This is a genomic window from Mycobacterium sp. EPa45 (genome assembly GCF_001021385.1).
Lineage (GTDB): Bacteria > Actinomycetota > Actinomycetes > Mycobacteriales > Mycobacteriaceae > Mycobacterium.
The window spans coordinates 3,325,384-3,351,270 of record NZ_CP011773.1 but is presented as its reverse complement, the minus strand read 5'-3'; the positions used below and the strand labels follow the sequence as shown (position 1 = coordinate 3,351,270).

Below are 25,887 nucleotides of genomic sequence, written 5' to 3'. Positions count from 1 at the left end.
GTGGAGCCCCGGCAGGTATCGGTATGGTTACGGCACGACCGACAGCACCCAGATCTACCCGCCTCCGTACGGGGTCCGGCCTGCCTACGAGAGACTTGCGTCACAGCAAAAGCCTCGGCAACGAATGAAGCCCCGGGTGGGCATTTTGGTCGGCGGTACCGCCGTGGTCGCCATGATTGCCGGCGCCGCCGGAGCGGTCGCCGTGGTCGACCACGCCGGGCAACCTGCGGCCACCGCGCACGCGCCGGCCGTCGCCGGAGCTCCCGCGCCGAAGGTGCCGGCCGTGGCGGGCCAGCAGACCAGCGCCGCACCTGCCGGTTCGGTCGAGCAGGTCTCGGCCAAGGTGCTACCGAGTGTCGTGAAATTGCAGCTCACCAGTGGCCAGGGGCGTGAGGAAGGGTCTGGAATCATCCTCAGCTCCGACGGACTGATCTTGACCAACAACCACGTCGTGGCCGCGGCCGCCCAGGCCGCAGGTGACGGGCCGATGGCCGCCGAGGGCGCACCCGGCGGCCGCAGCGGGCGCCCGTTCGGTCAGGGCAGCGGTGGCCTGGACGCGACGGTGACCTTCTCGGACGGGCGGACCGTGCCGTTCACTGTTGTGGGCACCGACCCCGCCGACGACATCGCGGTGGTTCGGGCCCAGAACGTCTCGGGGCTCACCCCGATTACCATCGGATCGTCCAAGGACCTCAAGGTCGGACAGAATGTCGTGGCCATCGGCTCCCCGCTGGGCCTGCAGGGCACAGTGACGACCGGCATCATCAGCGCGCTGGACCGCCCGGTCGCGACCGGCGACGCGCAGTCCGGTCAACATTCGGTGATGAGCGCCATCCAAACCGATGCTGCGATCAACCCGGGCAACTCCGGTGGCGCACTGGTGGATATGAACGGTGATCTGATCGGGGTCAATTCGGCCATCGCATCCCTTGGCGGCGGCCAGGATTCGCAGGCCGCGCAGAGCGGCTCGATCGGCCTGGGCTTCGCCATTCCGGTGGATCAAGCCAAACGCATTGCCGACGAACTGATTTCGACCGGGACGGTGCAACACGCCTCGCTCGGGGTCCAGCTCAGCTCCGACGACAGCGCGCGGGGTGCGTTGATCGCCGGCGTCGCAGATCGCAGCCCTGCGGCTACCGCCGGCCTGCCGAAAGGCGCGGTCATCACCAAGGTCGACAACACGGTGATCGACGGCCCGGAGTCGCTCGTCGCGGCCATTCACTCGAAGGCGCCCGGCGACACCGTTACGTTGACCTACGACGATCCGTCGGGAGCTTCCCGCACCGTCGAGGTCACGCTGGGGCAGATGCAGTCGTAGCGGCACAACCACTTACCCGGCGGCAGCCGTTGTCCGACGGCTGCCGCCGGGTCATGGAAGCGAATGCGGCAGGCCCCAGTGCGGCAGCAGGTCGTTGTCGAAGCGGGTGAGCCCACTGATGCGGCCGCCGGAGATCGTCACGACCAGCAGGCCGGCGGCGTGGCGCGAGCCACCACCGCCGGAATGCAGGTACGCACCGAAAGCGGGCTGCCCGTTGGCGCGGGTGGGTATCAGGTCATAGCGCCGGCCACGATCGAAGACGCTCGCGAAGAATCGGGTCACTGCGCCGATGCCGTGGTATTCCAAGGGAATCGGTGGCATCGACAGGCGGACGTCCGCGGTGAGCAGCTCAACCAGCGCGCCGACGTCGCCGGCTTGATAGGCGCGCACGAACCTCGCAACCAAGTCGCGCTCCGCCGGTGAGTCGGGGACAGCCGGCGCCTCGTCCGCGCCAGGCAGGTGACGTTGCAGACCGGCGCGAGCCCGCTTGAGGGCACTGGTGACCGAATCCACCGTCGTGTCCAGCATCTCAGCCACCTCGTCAGCGTGATACCCGAGAACCTCACGCAAGATCAGCACGGCACGCTGGCGTGCGGGAAGTACCTGCAGGGCGGTCACGAACGCCAAGGAGATGGCTTCGGCTTGTTCGAACCGTGCTTCCGGGCCGACCGGTCGACCGACCGAGACGGCGTCCAGCAGGGTGTCGGGATATGGCTCAAGCCAGACGACTTCGCTGAGACGGCTGGGTTGAGGGGGTTCGATATCGGGAATCTTCCACTCCTCGGCCGGGCGCCGCTTCGTTGAGCGAAGGACGCTGAGGCATTGGTTGGTCGCGATGCGGTACAACCAGGTCCGTATCGAGGCGCGACCCTCGAATCCGTCGAGACCTTGCCAGGCAGCCAACATCGTGTTCTGCAGCGCGTCCTCGGCGTCGTGCAACGACCCCAGCATCCGATAACAGTGCACCTGCAATTCGGCGCGGTGCGGCTCGGTCAGCTCACGGAACGCATCCCCGTCACCGGCCCGCGCCTTGGCCACCAGATCAGTCATCGCCCATGCCATTGCGCCACCTTCACATGTCGGCGTGGCCGTGTGCCACGCCTGCAGAAGTATGGACGTCTGCGAACCCGGAAACTGGGCGCTGAATGTGGGACCAATTTCTCGGCGGCGATGCGTCTACATCTTCGACAGCTATTCGGCCGAGGAGGATGGATGACCATTTCAGGCAAGACAATTCTGGTGACCGGGGCGAACCGGGGGATCGGTCGGGCGCTGGTTGAGGAGGCGCTGGACAGGGGTGCAACGCGGGTGTACGCCGGCGCACGACGGCCGGCGGCGCACCCGAACGCCAGGGTGACGGCCCTGAGGCTCGACGTGACCGATGCACGGCAGATTCAGGACGCCGTCGATCACGTCGACTCTCTCGACATCTTGATCAACAACGCCGGCGTCGCCGTCTACGACGACCTGAAGGACCGTGCGGTGATCGAGCAGCACCTCGCCGTCAATCTCCTCGGCACTCACGAGGTGACGCAGGCATTCCTGCCGTTGCTCCTTCGATCCCAGGGAGCCATCGTCAACAATCTGTCACTCAACGCGCTCGCACCATTGCCCGTCATCCCCGCCTACTCGATGTCCAAGGCGGCCGCGTTCAACCTGACGCAGTCTCTGCGGGCCCTGCTCGCTGACCGGGGTGTGCGAGTTCATGCAGTGATGACCGGGCCGGTCGACACCGAGATGTCGCGGGGCGTGGACATCCCGAAAGCATCGCCGGAGTCCGTGGCTCGGGCCATCTTCGACGGTGTGGATCGGTCAGAGGCGGACATCTTTCCCGATCCGATGTCACGGTCGGTCGCGCAGAACTGGCACGCCGGGGCGGCCAAAGAACTCGAACGTCAGTACGCCGCCGTGCTGGCACAACCGGCTCAGTAGCGAAGCCGAACCAGAGGGAGACCTAATGGTGAACGAGTTATCCGGCAGGACAACGCTTGTCGTCGGCGCGAGTCGGGGCCTGGGACGAGGAATCGCGCAGGCATTCGCCGAGGCCGATGCCCCGGTGATCGCGGTCGCACGAAGTGGTGCAGCCCTTGCCGAGTTGGCCGCGACCAATACCAACATTCGCACCGAGGTGGCCGACGCGACCGATCCCGCCGCCGCGTGGAACTTAATCGACCGCTACGCGCCGAGCGTTCTCGTTCTGGTCGCCGGCGCCAATCCGGTGATGCGGCCCTTACAGCACCAAACGTGGGAGACGTTCTCCCTCAACTGGCAGTCCGATGTCAAGATCGCTTTCACCTGGCTCCGGGAGGCAATACTGCAACCTCTGCCCGCGGGCAGTCGGGTGATCGTCGTGAGCAGCGGGGCGGCCCTCAACGGGTCACCGGCCAGCGGAGGATATGCCGGATCCAAAGCCACTCAACGATTTATCGCGGCATATGCCCACGAAGAATCCCGCGCTGCGGGCCTGGACATCACCGTGACGACGGTGATGCCGCGCATGACACCGTTCGGCGACGTGGGAAGGCGAGGGGTGCGGGCCTATGCGGCACGTACCGGCCAGTCCGAAGAGGCCTACCTCGGGCAGCTGGGCGAGCTGCTGACCCCCGAGATCGCGGGCGCATGGTTGGTCGGCCTGGTGCAGGCAGACCCGGCCGGCCTGGCCGCGGGGTACGTGCTCACCGGGGCGGGGCTGCAGGGCGTGCCATAAAAGCGCTGAGTGCAGCTGTCGGCACGTCGTACGCTCGGGGCGATGCTGGACAAATCGGAGATCCGCTTCCTGCCGGTCGGCGCGCGCCGTCTGGCGTACGAGGTGCGCGGGGACGGCCCGCCGCTGGTCGCGCCCGCGTGGTGGGTAAGTCACCTCGAACTGGACTGGCAGAACCCCGACGTGCGGCGATTCTGGGAGGGCGTCGCGGAGGGCTACACCCTCATCCGCTATGACCGGCTCGGTGTCGGGATGTCCGACCGCGAAATGCAGGACGCCGACCTCAGCCTCGCCGGCGAAGTCGCGATGCTGCGTGCGCTGCTCGACGAGCTCGAGCTGGATCGGGTGTCGCTGATCGGAGGCTCGTCGGGCAGCTGCACCGCGACCGCCTTTGCGGCGACGTACCCGGATCGCGTCGAGCGGCTGGTGCTGTACGGCTCGTACCCCCATGGCGAGGTCCTGACCGCACCCGGTGTGGGGGACGCGATCGTGGCGGCAGTGCGGGCGCATTGGGGACTCGGCTCGCGGATGCTCAGCGACATTTTCCTTGGCAGCGCCGATGCGGATGAACACGAGCGCTTCGCGCGATTGCAGCGTGACTCAGCGACCGCCGAAACGGCTGCCGCGCTGCTGAGTCTTGTCTACCGTTTCGATGTCCGCGAGCACCTTCCGCGGGTCCGCCAGCCGACGACCGTCGTGCATCGCCGAGACGACCGCGCGGTGCCCTACCGGCTCGGGCGCGAGGTCGCCGCCGCGATTCCCGGCGCGACATTCATTCCGCTGCAAGGACAATCACACTTCCCCTGGCATGGCGACGTCGACTCCGTTGTCCGGGCCTGCCGGCAGGGACTGGCATCGCATGAGCCTTCGGCCCCGCAGGCCGACCTGCGCGAACCCGTCCTGCTGTCCCGTCGCGAGCGTGAGATCCTCGGTTGTGTCGCACACGGCCTCGGTGACCGCGAGATCGCCGAGCACCTTCAGCTGAGCCCACACACTGTGCACCGCCACGTCGCCAACATTCGCCGCAAGTTGGGTGCCACGTCCAGAACGGCTGCGGTCGCGCAGGCGGCCCGCCTCGGCCTCGTCTAGCCGTATCAGGGCGCCCCTGGGCATTATTCGGCTCGCCGCTACGGCGATGTCGTGTGGTGTTCACCGACTCGTCATGGCATCGCGTGGAGATGGATGCGAATCCGGCATCATGACGTCGGGTCACCAGCTTCAACGCGGAGGCGTGCGGTGTTACTTGCAGACGGCCCGGCAGAATGGGGGTCGAGTCTTGGCCTGGTGCACATATCGCTGATGCATGGGCCGGTCCCGGTGATGCTGCAGATGGCAGCCGCAGCGGCCGTGATCGTGGCGATCGGTGCACGGTCACGCAAGTGGTGGCTGCTGTGGGGCCCGGCCGCAGTGCTCTGCGGTTCCTTGCTGGCGCTGTGGGCGTACACGTTGGCCTCGAGTGAGGGCGTTGCTGGTGAGCCCGCACCAGCCAGATTCTGGGGATGGCTCGCGATCACCGGTGCGGCCGCCCTGGTTCTGCTGGCCGGCTGGCAGGGCATTCGCTGGTGGCGGCGTGCGGTGGCTGTTGTCGCGGTTCCGTTGGCGGCACTGTGTGCGGCACAGTCGCTGAACACATGGCTGGGCTATGTTCCCACGGTCGGGGCGGCATGGACCCAGCTGTTCGCCGAAACGCTGCCTGGGCAGACCGACGCCGCCACGATCAGCGCCATGCAACGCGCTGGCACGATTCCCGCCAAAGGCGTTGTGGTGTCGGTGAACATCGATACCGGGACCGTGAAATTCAAGCATCGCAACGAGTTGGTGTACCTACCGCCGGCCTGGTTCGCCAGTGATCCGCCACCGCGGCTTCCGGCGGTGATGATGATCGGCGGCGAGTTCAACACCCCGACCGACTGGCTGGTCGCCGGTGACGCGATCACCACGTTGGACGCCTACGCGACGCGTCACGGCGGCAACGCCCCGGTCGCCGTGTTCGTCGATTCGGGTGGCGCTTTCAACATCGACACCGAATGCGTCGACGGGCCTCGTGGTGATGCCGCAACGCATTTGACCAGAGAAGTGCCTCCGCTGATGGTTTCGCGGTTCGGTGTCAGCACCGATCCAGCCGATTGGGGGGTAGTGGGATTCTCCGCCGGCGGTACGTGTGCGATCGATCTGAGCGTGATGCATCCGGAACTGTTCCGGACCTTCGTCGATATCGCGGGGGATATGGGTCCGAATGCCGGCGACAAAGCGCAAACCATAGCGCGGCTGTTCGGCGGCCGCGCAGCCGCGTGGGAGGCCTTTGACCCGGTCGCAGTGATGTCCAAACATGGACGATACGAAGGCGTCTCGGGACTATTCATCGTCTCCGGTGCGCGTATCGACGGCAGTGGCCGGGTCATCGGCGCCAACGAGACCGAGCGCAACGTCGCCAACCGGCTGTGTGATCTCGGAGGTAAACAGAGCATCAGGTGTGAGGTCGTCGCGTATCCCGGCAAGCATGACTGGCCGTTCGCCGGGCGAGCGTTCGCGGCCGCGTTGCCGTGGTTGGCGCAGCGCTGAGTTTTCAGCGTGATGGCAGAAAGACGTCGTTCAGCGTGACGGTGCGCAGGTGGCGCGCGCGGATGATGTCGACGAGGTGACCGTAGACGTGCGTCACCGGCAGATGGTTGAGATGCCCGAGCACGATGGTCTGTGGCGTGAAGTATTGATTGGCCATCTTGACGATGTAGTCCTCAGTGATGACCGTGGAGTCGGCCAGCGACCCGGACCACAGGGTGGGGACCGTGTAGCCGAGATCAGCGGCGACGACATCCACCGTCGCGTTGTGCTTGCCGTACGGCGGACGGAAATACGGCGCGGCGTCGACACCGAACGTGTTCTTGATGAAGTGGTCGTTGCGGGCGAGTTCGTTGCGAATCCTCGAGGTGGACGCGGTGGTGAGGTCGGGATGCGACCACGTGTGGTTGCCGAGTTGGATCTGCCCCGAATCGACCAGTGGGCGCAACTCGTCGCGGTTGTCGGTCCACGATCGGTACACCCCGTTGAGGAAGAACGTCAGCCGAACTCCGGTGTCGCGGGCGAACCGAAGGTAGTCCCCAACCACCTCGCTGCTCACGCCATCGTCGAGCGTCAAAGCCACCGTGTCGTCGTTCGCAGGGAGGCGGCTCAATACGCCGTTGCCCGGCAATCGGACGCGATGGCGCGGGTCGGGCGGCGGAAGTACCCGCGGCGTCGCCGTCGGTGTGGCTGCCGCCAGAACCGGCGGCCTGGGCGGCGTGACCGGGCCCGACCCGCCGGCAACTGCGCGCGGCTGTCGGTCATAGATCCAGTCCGCGGCGATGACCGTGCCGCCGGTGACCACCGTCGCTGCGAGCAACAACAGTCGGCGCCGACTCACTTCGCCTCTGCTCATTCCCGTCAACACCGCCTGTTCGCTTACGCTGCCGCTCCGCGCGGCGGCGTGCACCGTAGCAGGTGCGGGCAAACATTCGAGCGTTCACTTGTTGAACAATCGGTGACCCGGCAGCTCCGCGCCAAAATCGGCACGACGGAAATCTCAGCCTCGCAGCTGTTGCGTCACCGCGTCCGCAGCGGCCATCTCTGCAGAAGACTCCCCACCCGGTCGGCGCCGTGACGCACCCCGCCGGTCGCCTCGAACCCGGCCGCAACCGCAGCCGCACCGTCGCCCATCGTCATCGCCTCTTCGACGGCCGACCGCAGACGTTCCGCCGTGAGGCGGCGCGCGGGTAACCGCGTCCCGCACCGCGCGATCTCGACTCGGCGCGCCACCTCGAACTGGTCACGGCCGAAAGGCACCACACAGACCGGAATTCCGTGTGCCAAGGCCTTCTGTGTGATGCCCATCCCGCCGTGGGTGACGACACACACCGAGCGCTCGAGGATCGCCGAGTGTGCGGTGAATCGCGACAGGGTGACGCCGGGTCTTTGTCGCACATCGATTTTGCCGCCACCGGGCAGCGTCGCCACGATATGCACCGGCAATCCCTTGAGGCCCTCGATGGCAGTACCGACGAGAGCGGTGTCGGCCTGGGCCAGCGACGAGGTCGTCACGAGCACGATCGGCGCCTCGATGTGGTGCAGCCATGATTCGTCGTCAGTGCTCGGCGGGTCGAAGGCTGCCGGACCGATGAGTGCGACGTTCGGTCCCCAGTCGGTGTGCGGGTACTCGAACGGCTTACCCGTGGCGACCAATAGCAACGGCGCGCGTCGGAGCAGCTGGCCGGCGTTTCGCACCCGGGGCAATCGCAGACGGTCCCGCACGGGGGCTATCTCCGCCCGGAACGGCACGTCGAAGATCGCGCTGGTCACCATTTGTATGCCGCAATCGCGGACGTAGCCGAGAGGGCCGGGCCGCGGTGCAACACCCGCGCCGAACGGCGGCGAGCCGGGTGAACGAAGGTAGGGGATGAACGGGCTGAGCACCACCCACGGTCCAGGCATCGTCTCAGCGGCCGACTGGGCTCCCCAGCAGTTGGCGTCGATCAAACAGAGGTCGGGCTCGACCTCGGCTACCGCATCGCCGAAATCCTCGACCTCGTACTCCGCGCACCGTCCGAGCACTCGGACGGTGTTGCCGGCGGCGCGCAGCACGCCACCGGCAGCCGGCTCCGTGCTCTGCAACGCCTCGATGCGCGGATCGACGGCGTGCGCGTCGAAACCCAGCTGGCGGCACAGCTGCACTCCTCCGGCAAGGGTGCGCACGTGCACCCGGTGACCGCGCGCAGCGAGCTCGGTCAACAACGCGCAGAACGGAAAGAGATGGCCCAGCGCGGGTGCGGTGTAAGCCAGGATTACCGACATCGCGGCACGGCCCGGGTCTTGGCGAAACGGGTGCGCACCTTATCGGCTCCAGTCCCGGATGCGGGCGGCCCACGCCCGTCCGAGGCCGCCCGCGGCGACGACGGCACGCTGCGGTGTGCCGACCCTCGCCCGCTGCGCGAAGATCTCGAAGTCCAGCGCTTCGATGCGGGACAGAATCCTTGAGTACAGATTGAGCGCAGTTTCGACGCACGGTCGTGAAATGGCTTGCAGCATCGTGATTCCGGGATAGGCCTGCGCATAGACGTCACGGGTGATGGCATGCTGTTCGATCAGGGCCGCACGCACCCGTGCGTCGACGCGCCGGTTCTCATGACACCACAACAACAGGTCGCGATCGACTCCATGAGCAGCCAGCTCGTCGGCGGGTAGATACACCCGTCCGCGCGCAAGATCCTCGTCGACATCACGCAGGAAGTTGGTCAGCTGGAAGGCTTTTCCCAGTGCCGCGGCGTAGGGCGCCGCCTCCTCTCGCGGCACGATGGTGCCCAAAATCGGCAGCATCTGGAAGCCGATGACTTCGGCCGACCCATACATGTAGCGCTCCAGGGCGGCGCGATCCGGATAGTCGGTGACAGTGAGGTCCATGCGCATCGAGGCCAAGAAGTCGTCGAACAACTCCCAGCCGATCTCGTATCGACGTGCCGTGTCGACCACCGCCGCCAGGATCGGGTCGTCGTCGCCCGGTTCGTGTTCGACCAGACTGTTGAACAACCTATTCGACAGCGATGTCAGTTCCGAGGTCCGCTGATCGGCACTTCGGCCCGGGTCGCGATCGTCGAGGATGTCGTCGGCTTGGCGAGCGAACCCGTACAGCGCGTGCACCGCCGGCCGCTGGTACGGCGCGAGCAGTCTGGTCGCCAGGAAGAAGGTCTTGCCGTGGCGGGCGTTGATCACGCGGCATTGCCGATAGGCCTCGCGCAGCTCTGGCTGACGCACGCCGGCGGCGTCGAGTTCGGAACCGATCATTACGCCACCCGCACCGTGCAGGCGTGCGCCAGCCCGGCCAATGCGCTGCGTGGTTGTTCCGGAATGTCAAGCCCTTCAATAGAATTCAGCGCACGAATGCGTAACTGGGCAATCCGTTCCTCGACCCACTGCACGGCGCCGCTGGCACGCACCAACGAACGCCAGCGCTCGATCGCTTCGTCGTCCAGTTCTCGCAGGGCCATCACCTCGTCGAGTTCGGAGCGCACGCGCGGGTCCGCCAGCTCGTGCGCCGCCACCAGCACGCTGGTCGCTTTGCGGGACTCCATGTCGGTGCACGCCGATTTCCCGCTCAGTTCCGGGGATCCGAACACACCGAGCACGTCGTCGCGCAGCTGGAAGGCTTCCCCGATGGCACTGCCGTATCGCGAGAGGGCATCGAGAACGTCGGCGTCGCAGCCGGCCATTGCGGCGCCGAGCTCCAGGGGCCGCCGCACCGTGTAGTTCCCCGATTTCCGGCGCAGCATCTCCAGGACAGCGTCCAGATTGGGCAGGCCGCCGGCTCCGGCCACCAGATCGGCGAACTGGCCGACCGCCAATTCGACCCGCATATCGTCATAGCGCGGCCACACTCGAGCCAGGGCGGCGTCGTCTACTCCGCTTCGTCGCAGCATTTGTTCGGCCCACACCAGGCACAGGTCGGCCAGCAGCGTCGCGGCCGACTCTCCGAATCGGTCGGCGGGGCCGCCGAGGGAGCGGTCGCGGTGCCAATGCCGCAACCGCACATGCACCGCCGGCATCGCGCGCCGCATGACCGAACCGTCCATCACGTCATCCTGTATGAGGGCAAACGCGTGGAGTAACTCCAGGCTTGCGGATGCCCGCAACGCGGGCTCATCGGGGGCGGCACCGGACAACCACCCCAGGTACATGAACGTCGAACGGAGGTACTTTCCGCCGTCGACGAACTCCTGCAGCACCTCACCCGCGATGTCGACCCCGGAATGCGCCAGTCGTGGCACGCACTCGGCCCGAACGAAGTCGCCGATGTGGGCTCGGGCCGCCGTGCGCATATCGTCGAGCCAGCGCGGCGGCCGCGGGGCGGCCTCGGTACTGGGGGCATGGCGCGCACCCGACGGCTCGACGTGTGTCATCACAGGTGTGCCGATTCGGTCACCGCTCGTCAACGGCCAATCCCTTCCTTGTCACAAACGATGCCATCCGTCATTCGGAGTCGACGCCCTCATGGATGGGTTCTTTTTTGACGGAGGTGGCCGACGGCGTGTGCCGGCCGGTCAGGCGCTCATGCCAGCGGGCCAACGGAGCCGGGGCCCACCAGTTGCGCCGGCCCAGAAGATGCATGAAAGCGGGGAGGAGCATCATCCGCACCACCGTGGCGTCAAGGACGATGGCCAAGGTCAGGCCGACGCCGAACATTCGCATGAAGGACACCTTCGCGGCGAACAGCGCGCCGAAGGAGATCGTCATGATCAGCGCGGCGGCGGTGACCACCCGGCCCGTGTGGGCCAAGCCCTGCGCGACGGCTTCGTCATTGTCGTGCCGTGATCGACCACTGGCCAGCCAGAACTCGCGGATCCGCGCGATGATGAACACCTCGTAGTCCATCGACAGGCCGAACGCGATGCAGAACAGCAGAATCGGCATGTTGGCGACCAAGGTCCCGGTGACCGTCGTACCCAGCGCACCGAGATGGCCCTCCTGAAAGACCCAGACCAGCGCCCCGAATGATGCCGTCAGCGACAGCAGGGTCAGGATCAGGGACTTGATCGGCAACACCACGCTGCCGGTCAGGGCGAACATCACCGCGAACATCACCGCGGCCACGACGCCGAGCACGACGGGCAGCCGCGAGGTGATCGCCGCCAGGCTGTCCTGACTGACCTGGGTCGGACCGGTCAACCAGACGTCGCGCCCAAAGGGACCGGGCACCGCGTCTACACCCTGAAGTGTGCTGACCGCGGCGGGGGAGAAGGCCGGCTCACTGGTGCTCACCGTGAGGAACGCTGCGCCATCGCGAACGCCTGCGGTTCCGGCCGGCGGGCCGGCGCGTGCGCCTGCGACGAAGGTGGCTGTCGGCGTGCTGACGTCGGCGACACCAGGAACCCGCGACACGGCCTGGGCGTAGGCGTCGATGTCCTGGCTCGACAACCCTCGGGCGTCCGGCAGCACGACCTTGATCGCATCTTGGGCGTTTTCGGGAAAACTTGTGCGCAGCATCTCGCCCACGCGGTAGGCCGAAGCCGAACTCGGCAGCACTCGCTCATCCGGCAGACCCCATCGAACCGCCAGGAACGGCAACCCGAGGGCCAGCAATGCGGCCGAGCCGGCAACTGCGACTATTTTGGCCCGGCGGGTCATGAACACCGTTGTGCGGTACCAGAATCGGTCGTTCACCCGGCGGTGTCTGCCAACCGCGTCCTGCACGGTCACCCGACTGCCCATCAACACGATCGCGGCCGGTGTGATCGTCACCGCCGCAAGAGAACACAGCACCACGGTGGCGACGCCGGCGTACGCGAACGACTTCAGGAAGTACAGCGGAAACAGCGCCAGCGCGGCCATCGCCATCGCCACGGTGAGCGCCGAGAACAGAACTGTTCGCCCGGCCGTCACCATGGTGGTGATCAAAGCGCCCTCGGGCGATGCTCCGGCGGCGATCTCGTCGCGGTAGCGGCTGAGGAGCAGCAGTGTGTAATCCACCGCCAGTGCGAGGCTCAGAGCCGCACTCAAGCTGAGCGCGAAAACGGACACATCGGTGAACGACGCGATGATGCGCAGCAACGCCATGGAGCCTGCGATCGAGAACGCCCCGACGGACACCGGCAGCACCGCGGCGGCCAGGCCCCGGAAGACCCAGATCAGCACCACAAACGTCAGCGGAATCGCAATCGACTCCATGACCACGACGTCGCGCTGCGTCTGGGAATTGATCTGCGAGAACACCATCGCCGAGCCGCCCGCGATCACGTCGACCTGCTGATACTTGTCGTCGCGACCGGCCATGACGAGGTCGGCCAGCCGTTGCGCGTGCTCGGGCGCTGCGTCCTCCCCGCCGCGAAGAGCCACCGCCACGAGTCCTGAGCGTCCATCTTCACTGATCAGTCGACCGGAAAGGGCGGGCGGCGTCGTCCACGGCGAGGCCACTGCCGCGACGGCGGGATCGGTGCTGACTCGATCGACAATGGCTTGCCCGACGGCGCGGGCGGCCGGGCTCTGAGCATTCTGCGGATCGGTGACGACGAACAGCAGTTGCATGTCGCCCTGCCCGAACGTCTCGGTCAGGATGCGTGTCGCCGCTGCGGATTCCGCGTGGGTGTCCACGAATCCGCCCGCCTTGAGATTGCCCGCGGCCGACACGCCGATCAGGGCAGCCAGGATCATCACGAACACCGCGCCCGCGACAATCCGACCTGGTGCTGCCAGAGCCAATAAGGCCATCCGTTGCAGCACAGCGCCTTACCTCGCTTCCGACGCAGCAACCATGTTCCGGACAGCTTGTAGAAGATCGAGAAGCCGGGGAATGCATTTGACGCGTTCGTCACCGAGATGTCACGGTTGACCGATGCCATCGTCGGGCGCTTGATGTGCGGAGTCCGCGTGCAGCAGAGTGGTGAACGGATCGGGTCGACGAGCGGATCGACGCGATGACGGACGGTGACGCATAGGAGCGTGGTGGTGATGCAGATTTCCATGTTCGGGCAACTCAGCGGATCGGGCGACGGATCTCCGATCGACGCGACCATCGCCAACCTCGCAATGCTGCGCGACGAGGGCTTCAAGCGGGTCTGGATGAGTCAATTGCCTTATGAGCCAGACCTTCTCACGGTTCTGGCAATTGCGTTGCATGAGGTCGACACAATCGAGGTGGCCAGCGGCGTGGTGCCGATTCAGAACGTGCATCCGATGCTGATGGCCCAGCGTGTGCTCACGCTGAGCCTCGCATCCGGTGGCCGCTTCACGCTCGGGTTGGGCATGACCCATCAAGCGGTCACCGAGGGTATGTGGGGCATCCCGTGGGACAAGCCGGTACGCCGGCTCAACGAATACCTCGACGGACTGTTGCCCCTCCTAGCCGGTGAAGCCGCGGACGCGGCGGGGGAGACGGTGACCACCCGAGGCGCTCTGATGATCTCGGGTGCACCTCGACCCGATGTCTACATCGCGGCCCTGGGCCCGCAGCTGCTCAAGATCGCCGGGAGACGCACCGCGGGAACCTGCACCTGGATGACCGGGCCCAAGACGCTGGCCGAGCACGTCGGGCCCGCGCTGCGGCAAGCGGCCGCCGATGCCGGCCGCGAGGGCGCCGTACGGGTAGCGGCGTCACTGCCGATCAGTGTCACCGACGATGTCGACGCGGCACGCAGGCAGGCGGCCGAGCAGTTCGCGATCTACGGTCAGCTGCCGTCGTATCGGGCGATGCTCGACCGCGAGGGCTATGCGGGTCCGCAGGACGCCGCGATCATCGGTGACGAGGAGACCGTCCGGTCCCGCCTCGACGAGTTGGTGGCGGCCGGAGTCGACGAGTACGTCGCCGCGCCCTTCGATCCGTCTCCCGAGGGCCGGGCTCGAACGCGGGCACTGCTGCGCGCCTACGACGGCTGAAGATGGACTCTGACTGAGTCCGGTGCCAACGCCGGGGTGACCGCGAACCATCCCGGCACAGAGCTTCTCCTCCGGTGAGATAGATCACTTGACATCTGCGGAATCGCAGGTAGCAGCTCGCGGCTTGTAGCTGGCAGAAGCCACTGCAAGGACGGGATGCCCACCATGAACACACCGCCGGCACGCACAGCGTTTGCCCCTCGAACGGCAGCGCTCAGCGCTCTCGCATCACTCGCAGTCATCGCCGGTCTTTTCGCCGGTCCCGCCGCAACCGCCAGCGCCGCCGAAGGCTCCTGCGCCGCGGTGGAGGTCGTCTTCGCCCGCGGCACCTTCGAGGCGCCGGGCGTGGGCGCCACCGGGCAGGCGTTCGTCGACGCCCTGACCGCCCGGCTCCCGGGTAAGAGGGTCGAGGCCTGCGGCGTGAACTATCCGGCATCGCTCGACTTCGGGCAGGCGATTGACGGAGTTGCCGACGCCGCCAACAGAATTCAGTCTGTTGCGACGGAATGCCCGTCGACCCAGATTGTCCTGGGCGGCTATTCGCAGGGCGCCGCGGTGGCGGGATACACAACGTCCAGCACCGTTCCGGCTGGGATCGCGTTGCCCGCCGGCATCTCCGGCCCGTTGCCCGCGTCCGTTGCTTCCCATGTTGCGGCCGTGGCCTTGTTCGGCACTCCCGACGACTGGTTCCTGGGTTTGGCTGACCGCAACGCACCCCCGATCACTATCGGTGATCTGTACGCCGGCAAGACGATGCAGCTGTGCGCCACTGGTGATCCGGTGTGCTACCCGGGTGGGCTGAACCGCGCCGCACACAGCGCGTACAAGAGCAACGGCATGGCCGACCAGGCCGCCGACTTCGTGGCGGGCAAGGTCGGTGGTGGCGCTCCGGCAGCGACACTGCTCCAAGCCGCCGCCCAGGTCGACGCCGGTAACTGACCCTCGTCTCCGACGGCACACACGCGGGCCTCAGGCCTGCGCGGCCTCGCCCAGGTCTATGGTCTCCGAGAATCCGCCCATGAATTCGATCGGCACACCGCCGACGGTGCAGAAGAACAGATCGAAGCCCGGCACTCCGACGTCGATCGGCCTCGGATCGTGACCCGACGCCTGGGCGCGCGCCCGCACGCCGGCGGCGTCGCCGGACAAGAAAGACAGCCCGGCAAGGCCTTCGGGCACCGTTTCACGCAGCGACACAGGCACGTCGAGAACCTCGATGAGACCGCTGTCGCCAGTGCCCACCATCGTCACCTGCGTTCCGTCCGACGGCGGCCAGCCCAGGGTCGACTCGAGAAGTTCGCTCGGTACGTAGAACTGCTGCTGGATCGTCAGACCGGCCACCTCAGTCAGGAAGGCAACGAATACCTCGGCAGAGTGGCTGCACATGACGACGTGGTGAAGCTGGCCCGACATCGCAATCCTTCCCGTGGGGTATGGGGAGGCTACCGCTCGATGCCAAGCGCATCCAGGCCGACGCATACCGACGAAGCCATGGTGATGGCTGGGTCCAGACGGGCGCGGCGCAGTGACCATCACCATTTAATGCGTGGACGTCATCCGGCACCGATTGATAGTGTGCGCCAGACCGTGACACCACGCGAGGAGGTGAGACCCATGAACGAACGAACCATGTGGGTGCTCCCACGCGCGTTCACGGTCGAGCGATACCCGTAGGTGTCGCCGGGAGCGTCCGAACAACGCATCCCGAAAGGCACCATCATGCAATTCACTTCTGCGACATCGTCATCCGGTGTTCTCGAACGAGACTTCTCGCTAGGTGGGATCACCGGTGTCCTGTGGTCACCGACATCCGACACCGTCGGCTCACCGCTGCTGCTCGCCGGGCACGGCGGCGGCATGCACAAGAGGGCCCCCGGGCTCGTCACCACCGCAATCCACATGGTGACCGCTCACGGATTCAGTGTCGCCGCCATCGACGCGCCCGGACACGGTGGACGGCCGCGGAACGGCCGAGACCGGCAATGGGTCGAGGCGATCCATCAGGCTCGTGCGGCGGGCGGGCCGATCGCCCCGCTCGTCATCGAATACGGCATGTCACTGGCCGAGCGGGCCGTTCCGGAATGGCAACGGACGCTCGATGTCCTGCAGTCGCTGCCCGATATCGGCAGCGACGCACCGGTGGGCTACGCCGGCGTCACAACGGGTGTCGTGACCGGAGTGATGTTGGCGGCCGCCGAATCCCGGGTCGCCGCCGCAAGCTTCGGCGGCGTCTTCGTCGACGACGCTCTGACCCGGGCCGCCCGGCAGGTCACGATCCCCGTCGATTACCACATCCCTTGGGATGACCGGGAGTTCGACCGGGTATCCGGGGTGGCGTTATTCGAGGCCTTCGGCTCGAGCGAGAAGTCCCTGCACGCCTACCCGGGCCCGTATTGGCCGACACCCGATTACCTGCGCGACGATTCGGCACGGTTTCTCGCCCGTCACCTCGGGGTGCAGCGGCATATCTGAGCCCGTTTGGAAGGCGTGATGACGGGGCAGGCTGATGGCATGGGAAAGATCGTGAGTCGTTCAATGATTCTGACGGCTGCTTTTGCGCCAATCGCCGCGATGTCGTTACTGGCTCCAGGGGCCTCCGCGGAACCGCTCGATTGCCAGAACGGGCAGTGGTGGGATCCGGTCGCCAACATCTGTCAACCGCCGGCCGGGCCGGTGCCCCTGGGTTGCCAGAACGGCGACTGGTGGGATCCGGTCAGCAACAGTTGCCAGCCGCCGTTGGTGCCGCTGCCGCCTGATTGCGGCAATGGTCAGTACTGGAATCCGGTTTCCAATGCCTGCCGTCCGCTCGGCCAGCTCTAGCCGGTGATCTAGTCGCCGCCGGAGTTCTTCCGCTGCTCCTGATGACCTTGGTGGACCGGCGACTCCCAGGTGTAGGGCTCCTCGGGGTGGCCTGACCCACCCAGGATGAACGTGCGGTCGCTGCGGTTGGCTCGCGCGATGGACGCCATCCAGGTTGCGACCGTGCTGAATCGGTTGCGGACGCCGGTGAGGAAGGCGATGTGGATGAACCCCCACCCGAGCCATCCGATGATGCCGCTGAGCTTGATGGGCCCGGCCTGCAGCAGGGCGTGGCCGCGACTGATGTATGCCGCCGACCCGAGATCGCGATAGCGGTAGTTCTTCCGTGCGCTTCGGCCGAGGTCGCGCTTGATACACGCGGCGACGTGCAGACCGCCCTGCATGGCGTTTTCCGCAACACCGGGCAGCCCGTCGCGGCCGGCGAGATCGCCGATGACGAACACCTCCGGCAGCCCGGGCACAGACAGGTCGGCATCGACCGAGATGCGTCCCGATTTGTCGGTCTTGGCGCCCATCACTTCCGCGGCATGCCGGGCGAACGGCACGGCCTCGACACCTGCCGTCCACAGCACCGTTCGGGTCGCGTAATCCCTATCGGGACCACCGCCCTTCGAACTCACGGTCACCCCGTCACGACGAACGTCGGTGACGTGCACGCCGAAATGCATTTCCACACCCAACTTTTCGAGCTCGCGGGTGGCGCGGTCGGTGAGGGCGGGGGCGAATGTCTTGAGCACTCGATCGCCGCCGTCGAACAGCAGCACCCGGGCTTCCTCCGGCTCGATGCTGTGGAACTCATTGGCCAGCGCACGGGTAGCGAGTTCCCTTATCTGACCGGCCAATTCCACGCCGGTAGGACCGGCGCCGGCGACAGCGAAGGTGAGCCACTCATCGCGCGCGGGGCCCGGCGGCAAGGTCTCGGCGATCTCGAACGCGGCGAAGACTCTGCGACGAATGCTCAGCGCATCGTCGAGGGTCTTCATGCCGGGCGCCCAGGCAGCGAACTCCTCCTTGCCGAAATAGGACTGGCGCATGCCGGCGGCGAGCACCAAGTAGTCGTAGTCGAGTTCGAACATCGATTCGTCGGGCCGACGAGCCGTGACCCGGCGTGCATCGGCGTCGAGTCGGATCGCTTCACCGAGTAGCGTCGTGACGTTGCGGTGGTGCGCTAGTTCCTCGCGCAGCGACCGGCTGATCTGACCGATGCTCAACGTCCCTGTAGCGCATTGGTAGAGCAACGGCTGGAACACGTGACAGGCCGCGCGGTCCAGCAGCGTCACGTCGACGTCGACCCGCCCGAGCCTGCGGGCACAGAACAGGCCGCCGAAGCCGCCACCGACGATAAGAACTTTTGGGCGCCCGTTACTCATGCCGAATCAACCTCATCAACGTTGAAGTACCCGTTCGGGAAGCGATACATACGGGCCGCCTGACCGGTTTGCCGGTTGAGCGCCGGGCGTACTCAGTTGGCCGATAACGGTCCAGCCGTCGCGCTATTCTGCCACGATATTGGGGGTCAGCGTCGCAGGGTGGAGGGGGCGCGTTGTCGCTTGGGAGTCGCCGCCTGCGTTGCGGGCTAACTGCCGCCGTCGTTGCGGCGGCAGCGTTCAACGCGCTCGGCCTGTGGGGGGTGCCGACGGCGCTACGGGTCCAATTCGCGCTGGAAACGGTCGTCTGTATTACCGCAGTGGTCGTCGGGCTGGTCGTCGTACCGCACGTGACCGGCCTGTCGCGGTGGTGGCGCATTGCGCTAGTGACGGCCGTGGCCATCTTTCTGGGAGCCGAGCTCCTGTGGCAACTGACGGGCGACGCCGACCGACACGCGACTGCGCCCTGGCTGAGCGTGGTCAGCTACTTCGTCGGCGCGTTCTTCTTCTGTGCGGCGATGGTCCTGCTGATCCGCGCCGGCCGGGACTATTACGTGCCCGGCCGAGCGCTGGCGTGGCCACGAGTTTTCACCACCGTGCTCGACGGACTGGTGAGCGCACTGGCGTTCTCTCAGTTCATCTACCTCGCCCGGCCAGGTGCTGCGGACAGCGCCGCGTTGCCGCGATCGACCAACACGGCAGTCGTATTCGGAATCGCGACGGTGGAACTCGTCGTGGTCATGGTCGCTGTCCTCGTCGCGATGTGGTACCCGCCGTATCGCCTGGGGCGAGCGAACTACATGCTGCTCGCGGCCGCGGTGATCACCCTCGTCTCGTCCGATCGACTACTGGCCTACCTCCGAAGCGTCGAGGTGGCGAGCCTGAATCTGTGGATCGGCACCGGTTTCATCCTCGCGCCACTGTTGATCGCGTGGAGTCTGCTCGATCTGCCGCCGCGGCCCCGCCCCGAGAACGAATTGCCCACCAACTGGGCGCAGCTGACCCTGCCCTATGTGGGCTTCATGGGCAGCACGGCCCTGCTCACGTTTCAGGTACTCGTCGGGCGGGGGATCGACGTGTTCTTCGCGAGCACCTACCTCGCGTTGGCGTTGCTTGTCGCGACCCGCTACCTGGTGGCGATGCGTGTACAGCGGATGCTGACCCAACAGCTGGTCGACGCCAAGCGCCGTCTGGCTCATCAGGCACACCACGACGCGTTGACCAATCTGCCCAACCGGTTGCTTCTGGCTCAGCGGCTCGACGACGCGATCCGCGATGGGCCCTTCGTGTTGATCTTCGTCGACATCGACGACTTCAAAGACGTCAATGACCGATTCGGGCATGCGGCCGGCGACGAACTGTTGCGTGCGATCAGCGTCCGCCTTCGCAGCTGCCTCGGGCGTGCCGACACGCTGGCGCGCATCGGGGGAGACGAGTTCGCCATCCTCATCGCCGGTGAGGTCGGAGCGCCCGAGATCATCGCCGACCAGTTACGGGTCGCGCTGCGGAGTCCGTTCTCGGTGCACGGGACGTCAATCCGGGTGCGGGCGAGCATGGGCCTGGTCAGCCCCGGACACCACGGGCTTGCCCCGACATCGGACGACTTGCTCCGGCAGGCCGACATCTCGATGTACACGGGCAAGCGACTGGGCAAGGACACCGCGGTGGTCTACCGGCCGGCCTTCAGTGTCTCGGAGGACTTTCCGACGGCACTGCGGCAGGCGAAAGGTGGTATTCCGCAAGGATTCCGGCTGAAGTATCAGCCAGTCGTCGCTCTCCCACAGGGCACTCCGGTGGCGGTGGAGGCGCTCGCGAGGTGGACGACACCGAGCGGAATGCAGATCCCCCCGCAAACCTTCGTCGCCCTGGCGGAGGCCAACGGCATGGGCGCCCAATTGGATGCGTTGGTGCTCGACCAAGCCTGTGCGGAGATTCAAGCAGCGAATCTGGACTTGGACGTCCATGTCAACATCGGAGCGGCCCGACTCGGCAACCCGGAGTTCGAAGGTGTCATCACCCGCACACTTGCCCGGCATGGTTTACCCGCGGCCCGGCTGGTCCTGGAGATCACCGAGACGGTTCCGATCGTCGACCTGGCCGAGGGAGCGGGCGCGATCCGGCGCTTGAACGACCTTGGGATCAGGGTGGCTTTGGACGACTTCGGCGCTGGTTACAACTCGCTGACCTACCTGCATGAGTTGCCGGTGCAGATCGTGAAATTGGACCGCGGCCTCGCTCTGGGCGTCGACCCTAGGCGCAATCTCACCCTCTACCGGTCGGTCATCGGACTGTGTCAGGCCTTGAACCTCAACGTGATTGCCGAAGGTATCGAAACCGCGGACCAGGCGGAGACCATCTTCATGGCCGGATGCGGACTCGCGCAGGGCCACCTGTTCGGGCGCGCAACAGCGCTCACCGATATCGCCGTGCCGTCGACTACGGGGTGAGAGTTTCGCGGCGCGGACTCAGCAGCGCCTCAACCAGATTCAGGCCGCTGACTTCTCGAGGATGTGCACGCCGCAGGCTGAGCCGAGGCCGATGACGTGGGCCAGGCCTACCTTGGCATTTTCGATCTGCCGGTCACCGGCCTCACCGCGCAGGTGATGACAGATTTCCCAGATGTTGGCGATGCCGGTCGCGGCGATCGGGTGGCCCTTGGACTCCAGACCGCCGGAGACATTGACGGGCGTCGCACCGTCACGCCAGGTGGCACCCGAATTGAAGAAGTCGGCGGCACCGCCTTCGTCGCACAGCATCAGGTTGTCGTAGTGGACCAACTCTGCGGTGGCGAAGCAGTCATGCAATTCGACCAGGTCTAGATCCTTCGGTCCGATGCCGGCCTGCTCGTAGGCGGTGGCGGCGGCGTTGCGCGTCAAGGTGTTCACATTCGGCAGGACCTGGCAGCCCTCTTCGTAAGGGTCTGTGGTCAGCACAGATGCCGACACCTTGACCGCCCGCCGACGTTGTTCGGCCGACAGCGTTTTGAGTGTTTCGCCGTTGCACACGATTGCCGCCGCCGCACCGTCGCAGTTGGCGGAACACATCGGCCGAGTGTTGGGGTAGGCGATCATCACGTCGTTCATGATCTGCTCGAGTGTGAATCGCTTCTGGTAGGCAGCCAGCGGATTCAACGTCGAATGCGCGTGGTTCTTTTCGCTGATCTTGGCGAACAATTCGAAGCTTGTGCCGCCGTACTTGTGGCCGTACTCGGTGCCGATCTGCGCGAACACCCCGGGCATGGCCTCGGTGCCGATGCGCCCGTCGATCGGCGCGACGGCGCCGAACCGGCCCGACGGCTCCCACACGCCGGAATCGTCCTTTTTCCGGCCGCCAGCGCCGAGAAGTCCTGCACCAGAGAGCTTTTCCACTCCAACAGCCATGCCGTAGCGCACCTCACCGGCCTTGACGGCCATGATCGCCGTGCGCAGTGCGGTGGCTCCGGTGGCGCAGGCGTTGGCCACGTTGTACACCGGGATCCCGGTCTGGCCGATCTGCTTCTGCAGCTGCTGGCCGATTCCGGCGCTGGCGTTCATGAGATTGCCTGCGGCCAACACGCCGATGTCGGCCATGCTCACGCCGGCGTCTTGCAGCGCCGCCATTGCGGCCTCGGCGGCCAGGTCAACGGTGTCCTTATCGGTGTGCTTACCGAATTTCGTCATCCGAATACCGAGGATCCAGATCTCGTCGCTGGCACTCATGACATCTCCTTGCAGCGGTTCAGTGGTGGGGAGTCAGGCGACGGGCTCGAAGCCGAACCCGACGGCCTCGGTTCCGTTCGTGTCGCCGCCGAGCGAGTAGGTGCTCAGGCGCACGTTCATCCCGTCATGGATGTGTTCCGGGTCGGGCTCGACGTTGACGAGGTTGGCGCGCACCTGAGTGCCGTCACAGTCGACGACGGCTGCGACGAAGGGGACAGGCACGCCCGGCGCGGCGAAGGTGACGATGGTGAACGCGCGCACCGTGCCTTCGTTGGCGACGGGGACGAGAGTGAAATCGGTGGCGAAACATTTCGCACACGCATTGCGCCGGTCGAAGAACCGAGCACCGCAGGTCGTGCATTCATGTGCCACGAGGTGCGGTTCACCGTCGTCGAGCACCAGGTAATCGACCATCGGTATGCGCCCGGCCATGTGAACCTCCGTTCGTATGTTCACGTGACGCTAGCGAAGGCTGATCGACGATCGACGAGGGGGTCGATTGATTGCGCGCCGAGGCCCAATCGCGTGCTCGGCTCAGCCGTAGGTGGTGTCGAGGAAGCGTGTCCGCACATCAGCTGGCGGTATGGGACAGGTGTCGTATCGGCCCCCGACGCGATACCGCACGGCGGCAAACCGACCGTAGAGCCAATCGCGCGCTGCCGCCGGGATCACGTATGCCGCCAAGGCCAATCGCCACCAGCCCCCCAGGTACTCCGCGATCCGCAGCAGCGCTGCAGACCGCAGATACACCCTCTCGCTGGGTTGCCCCGGGTCGCGTACGAACACGGCGGTATCGAGACCCGCTATCTCGGGATGCCGCGAGATCGTCTCGCGGGCGAAATCGCTGTCCAAAGCGGCGAACCGTAGGGTTCCGTGATCGTCGTATCGAAGAATGGTGCGCACTGCGCTGTTGCACACACCGCACACCCCGTCGTACAACAGCACAGGCGCGCTCGGCGGATTGTGAGTCGGCGTCATCGCAACCTCCTCGCCCAAGCGGTTATCGCCCTTCCATCATCCCAAATCAAGCCTGGATCGAGCAGGGTGTGTTCCCAGCGTCACAGGGCTCTCGCCCGGCGAGGCGGCGTCGGGACCGGCAGCCAGCCGCAGCACCTCGTCGGCGGACAACGGAACGCTGAAGTAGAAGCCCTGCACCACATCGCAGCCGAATTCGATGAGGCATGCTGCGATTTCGGCGTCCTCGACTCCCTCGGCCACGACGATCAAGCCCAGTTCGTGCGCGAGCGCGATCAACGCGCGGACCACGGTCGCCACTCGGATGTCGTCCATGATCTGCACGACGAGCCGTCGGTCCAGCTTGACCTCGTCGACAGGCAGTTCGCACAGATAGGACAAGGTGGAGTAGCCGGTGCCGAAGTCATCTATGGCGATACGAATACCATTGCGGCGCAATTGGTTCAGGACATCACGGGTGCCCTCCATGTTGCCGAGCACCAGGTCCTCGGTGATCTCGACGGTCAGCGCGCTCGCCGGCAGGCTGCGGTCGGCCAAGGATCGACGGATGCGGGCGGGCAGGTGCGGGTCGGCCAGCAGCGGTGCCGACATGTTCACCGCCACAGGCAACTGCACTGCCGCCTGATGCCACCTCTGCGCGGCGTCGAGTGCGGTGTCGATCACCAGATCGGTAACCGGCCGCATCAGACCGTGGTGTCGAACCAAGGGCAGGAAATCGTCGGGACTGAGCAGACCGCGCCGGTGGTGCGGCCAGCGGATCAAGGCTTCGACACCGACCATCTGGCCGGTGATCAGGTTGAACTTGGGCTGGTAAGCCAACGTGAGCTCGACGGAATCGATGGCTTGGCGCAATTCACCGAGCAGCTGCATCGCGGCGGCATCCTCAGGCGAGGGGGTGCTGTGCAACCGGTTGATCAGGCCGTTGGCGGGCGAGGTGGTCAGCTGCAGATCATCGGTGTACCTCTGCACGCCGGCGGTGCGCGTCTTCTTGGCCGCGTACATCGCCGTGTCAGCCCGTTTGACCAGGTCCCCGGCCGCTATCTCGGGTTCGTCGGCGCCCGCCACCGCCAGCCCGACGCTGGGCCTGATGAACAGCTCTTGGCCGTCGATGGTGAATGGTTTGTCGAAGGACTCCGCCACCCGCTTCGCGATCTGATCGGCGTGCTCGCGCAAGGTGTCGTCGTCGATGAGCACGACGAACTCGTCGCCGCCGAGACGGGCGACAGTGTCACTGTTGCGGACGCAACCCAGAATCCGTTCGCCGGCCCGGTTCAACAGTTCGTCACCGGCTGGGTGGCCCAGAGTGTCGTTGACGCGCTTGAAATCGTTGAGGTCCAGGATGATCAACGCCACCGTCCCACCGTCGCGTTCACGGCGCTGCATCGCCTCCTCGAGACGGTCGGAGAACATCGTCCGGTTGGCCAGGCCCGTCAACGGGTCCCGTAGCGCCTGTTCGGCCACGGTCGCCAACAGCCGGCGGTTCTCCGTGACCGCCAAGTACTGCCGACCCAGCACCGCAGCCATCAGCAGCGTTCCCACGGTTCCCACCAGTGGGGTTTGAAACACAGTGGCTGGTTCGGCAGCCGCCACGAGGCCGGCCACGAGCAGCGGAGCATAGGGAAACCAGACCGAAGCCCAGCTTGTGACTTCGGCTCGCGGCTTCGATAGGAGGACCTCGTCACGACTGGCCGTGGCCGCGACCATGATCAGCAGTAGACCGGCAACCCATCCGACGTCGATCAGACCTCCGCTGGAGTAGCCGTCCTTCGCTGAAAGGTAGGCGAAGCCGCTGTCGGACACTGCGATGAAGAGCATCGCCAAGGTCAGCACGTTCAGCACCCGACGCTGGTCAGCGGCCGCCCGCAGCCACGCGATCGCCGCCATGGTCAGGATCACCACATCCGAGAGCGGATACGCCAGCGAAATGATCATCGCCGTCGCGCTCTCCGCGCCGGCCGAGTAGATGGGGCTCAAGATGGTCACCCAGCTCACCAGGAAGAGCGACCCTGCCACGATCACCCCGTCGAGCAACGTTCGTCCCCGCGACTGGCGGCTGTCGGCGGGGAATAGCAGCAAACCCACGCAGAAGCCGACCGGCATGACCAGATACGCCGCATCGGCCAGTGACGGGAATGGCGGTTCGTCGAGAGCCAGGTCGTAGTACGCCCACAGCACCTCGCCGAGCGCCCAGCCCACCATTCCGATCGTCATGGCGGCCCACGCGACGCGCATCCGCCCGTGTACTGCTCGCGCCGCCAGGGCGGTGAAGACAGCGCCCGCAAGACTCAGCACGACGAACACGATGTCGTCGACCGCCGTGACCGCCGCTCCCTGCGACCAGCCACTCAAGATCCAGACCACGAACGCAGCGAAAATCACCGAAGCACCGATTGCGACCCGGCCGGTCTTGGGCATCGAGGCCCCTTCCTGCACCGTCCGGTGGCACAACTCTCCGGGACAACCAAAGGCCTCAGCAAGAATAACGGATGCGCAAAGAAGAACAAAAGCAAACCACCAGTCAGATGCTCGAAAAACTGCGCTAATTACTGTCAACAGCAACGTTCGGTAGTGCACGTGCTCGCGAAAGGGGCACTCGACCCTCTCCGGTGCGCT

At 66.0% G+C, this 25,887-nt stretch carries 22 protein-coding genes; 10 read left to right on the top strand and 12 right to left on the bottom strand.

Annotation, left to right across the window (positions count from 1 at the left end; translation table 11 throughout):
- The first annotated feature begins 124 nt into the window (after positions 1-124).
- On the top strand, positions 125-1,318 hold the full coding sequence (locus AB431_RS16005) for a S1C family serine protease (RefSeq protein ID WP_047330764.1): 1,194 nt from the start codon (positions 125-127) through the stop codon (positions 1,316-1,318).
- Positions 1,319-1,369: 51 nt separating this feature from the next.
- On the opposite strand, the gene AB431_RS16000 is transcribed toward AB431_RS16005, so the two are convergent.
- The gene (locus AB431_RS16000) at positions 1,370-2,380 is read right to left on the bottom strand and encodes a sigma-70 family RNA polymerase sigma factor (protein ID WP_369802905.1); all 1,011 of its coding nucleotides are present in this window, start codon (positions 2,378-2,380) and stop codon (positions 1,370-1,372) included.
- Between the two features lie 150 nt (positions 2,381-2,530).
- Here AB431_RS16000 and AB431_RS15995 point away from each other — a divergent pair, with 150 nt between their 5' ends.
- The 4 genes from AB431_RS15995 to AB431_RS15980 all read left to right on the top strand — a co-directional run bounded on the left by AB431_RS15995 (position 2,531) and on the right by AB431_RS15980 (position 6,584).
- Positions 2,531-3,250: an SDR family NAD(P)-dependent oxidoreductase gene (locus AB431_RS15995; protein WP_047330763.1), complete on the top strand. Its 720-nt coding sequence runs from the start codon at positions 2,531-2,533 to the stop codon at positions 3,248-3,250.
- A 25-nt stretch (positions 3,251-3,275) separates the two neighbouring features.
- Positions 3,276-4,025, top strand: a complete 750-nt coding sequence (locus AB431_RS15990) for an SDR family oxidoreductase (RefSeq protein WP_047330762.1) — start codon at positions 3,276-3,278, stop codon at positions 4,023-4,025.
- Positions 4,026-4,067: 42 nt separating this feature from the next.
- A complete protein-coding gene (locus AB431_RS15985) occupies positions 4,068-5,111 on the top strand; it encodes an alpha/beta fold hydrolase (protein ID WP_047330761.1) in 1,044 nt (347 codons plus the stop codon).
- A gap of 195 nt (positions 5,112-5,306) precedes the next feature.
- A complete protein-coding gene (locus AB431_RS15980) occupies positions 5,307-6,584 on the top strand; it encodes an alpha/beta hydrolase family protein (RefSeq protein WP_235435691.1) in 1,278 nt (425 codons plus the stop codon).
- A 4-nt stretch (positions 6,585-6,588) separates the two neighbouring features.
- Here the strand turns inward: AB431_RS15980 and AB431_RS15975 are convergent, their stop codons facing one another.
- The 5 genes from AB431_RS15975 to AB431_RS15955 all read right to left on the bottom strand — a co-directional run bounded on the left by AB431_RS15975 (position 6,589) and on the right by AB431_RS15955 (position 13,250).
- Positions 6,589-7,422, bottom strand: coding sequence for a polysaccharide deacetylase family protein (locus tag AB431_RS15975; protein ID WP_047330759.1), 834 nt, complete (start codon positions 7,420-7,422; stop codon positions 6,589-6,591).
- Positions 7,423-7,601: 179 nt separating this feature from the next.
- Positions 7,602-8,846 carry a glycosyltransferase gene (locus AB431_RS15970; protein ID WP_047330758.1) on the bottom strand — a complete coding sequence of 415 codons (1,245 nt, stop codon included), beginning with the start codon at positions 8,844-8,846 and terminating at the stop codon, positions 7,602-7,604.
- Between the two features lie 39 nt (positions 8,847-8,885).
- A complete protein-coding gene (locus tag AB431_RS15965) occupies positions 8,886-9,833 on the bottom strand; it encodes a phytoene/squalene synthase family protein (RefSeq protein ID WP_047330757.1) in 948 nt (315 codons plus the stop codon).
- Entirely contained in the window at positions 9,833-10,978 is a 1,146-nt protein-coding gene (locus tag AB431_RS15960) for a polyprenyl synthetase family protein (protein WP_235435690.1), read from the bottom strand. The genes AB431_RS15965 and AB431_RS15960 overlap by 1 nt, the downstream gene beginning before the upstream one ends.
- 37 nt (positions 10,979-11,015) lie before the next feature.
- On the bottom strand, positions 11,016-13,250 hold the full coding sequence (locus AB431_RS15955; RefSeq protein WP_235435689.1) for an MMPL family transporter: 2,235 nt from the start codon (positions 13,248-13,250) through the stop codon (positions 11,016-11,018).
- A gap of 240 nt (positions 13,251-13,490) precedes the next feature.
- Here AB431_RS15955 and AB431_RS15950 point away from each other — a divergent pair, with 240 nt between their 5' ends.
- Both AB431_RS15950 and AB431_RS15945 read left to right on the top strand, forming a co-directional pair.
- Positions 13,491-14,414: a TIGR03564 family F420-dependent LLM class oxidoreductase gene (locus AB431_RS15950; protein WP_047333472.1), complete on the top strand. Its 924-nt coding sequence runs from the start codon at positions 13,491-13,493 to the stop codon at positions 14,412-14,414.
- A gap of 165 nt (positions 14,415-14,579) precedes the next feature.
- Entirely contained in the window at positions 14,580-15,353 is a 774-nt protein-coding gene (locus AB431_RS15945) for a cutinase family protein (protein ID WP_047333471.1), read from the top strand.
- Between the two features lie 30 nt (positions 15,354-15,383).
- On the opposite strand, the gene AB431_RS15940 is transcribed toward AB431_RS15945, so the two are convergent.
- Positions 15,384-15,827 carry a VOC family protein gene (locus AB431_RS15940; protein WP_047330754.1) on the bottom strand — a complete coding sequence of 148 codons (444 nt, stop codon included), beginning with the start codon at positions 15,825-15,827 and terminating at the stop codon, positions 15,384-15,386.
- 306 nt (positions 15,828-16,133) lie between these two features.
- Here AB431_RS15940 and AB431_RS15935 point away from each other — a divergent pair, with 306 nt between their 5' ends.
- The gene (locus AB431_RS15935) at positions 16,134-16,886 is read left to right on the top strand and encodes a hypothetical protein (protein ID WP_047333470.1); all 753 of its coding nucleotides are present in this window, start codon (positions 16,134-16,136) and stop codon (positions 16,884-16,886) included.
- Between the two features lie 39 nt (positions 16,887-16,925).
- A complete protein-coding gene (locus AB431_RS15930) occupies positions 16,926-17,234 on the top strand; it encodes a hypothetical protein (RefSeq protein ID WP_047330753.1) in 309 nt (102 codons plus the stop codon).
- A gap of 8 nt (positions 17,235-17,242) precedes the next feature.
- Here the strand turns inward: AB431_RS15930 and AB431_RS15925 are convergent, their stop codons facing one another.
- Entirely contained in the window at positions 17,243-18,604 is a 1,362-nt protein-coding gene (locus tag AB431_RS15925; RefSeq protein ID WP_047330752.1) for an NAD(P)/FAD-dependent oxidoreductase, read from the bottom strand.
- Between the two features lie 173 nt (positions 18,605-18,777).
- Here AB431_RS15925 and AB431_RS15920 point away from each other — a divergent pair, with 173 nt between their 5' ends.
- Positions 18,778-21,048 carry a bifunctional diguanylate cyclase/phosphodiesterase gene (locus tag AB431_RS15920; RefSeq protein WP_082135695.1) on the top strand — a complete coding sequence of 757 codons (2,271 nt, stop codon included), beginning with the start codon at positions 18,778-18,780 and terminating at the stop codon, positions 21,046-21,048.
- A 39-nt stretch (positions 21,049-21,087) separates the two neighbouring features.
- On the opposite strand, the gene AB431_RS15915 is transcribed toward AB431_RS15920, so the two are convergent.
- From AB431_RS15915 to AB431_RS15900, 4 genes are all read right to left on the bottom strand, one after another.
- Positions 21,088-22,299 (bottom strand): thiolase family protein, encoded by a 1,212-nt coding sequence (locus tag AB431_RS15915; protein WP_047330750.1) that lies wholly within the window; start codon positions 22,297-22,299, stop codon positions 21,088-21,090.
- Between the two features lie 33 nt (positions 22,300-22,332).
- Positions 22,333-22,731, bottom strand: coding sequence for a Zn-ribbon domain-containing OB-fold protein (locus AB431_RS15910; protein ID WP_047330749.1), 399 nt, complete (start codon positions 22,729-22,731; stop codon positions 22,333-22,335).
- A 102-nt stretch (positions 22,732-22,833) separates the two neighbouring features.
- Positions 22,834-23,277 (bottom strand): thiol-disulfide oxidoreductase DCC family protein, encoded by a 444-nt coding sequence (locus tag AB431_RS15905; RefSeq protein ID WP_047333469.1) that lies wholly within the window; start codon positions 23,275-23,277, stop codon positions 22,834-22,836.
- 36 nt (positions 23,278-23,313) lie between these two features.
- Entirely contained in the window at positions 23,314-25,689 is a 2,376-nt protein-coding gene (locus AB431_RS15900; RefSeq protein WP_047333468.1) for a bifunctional diguanylate cyclase/phosphodiesterase, read from the bottom strand.
- Positions 25,690-25,887: the final 198 nt, after the last annotated feature.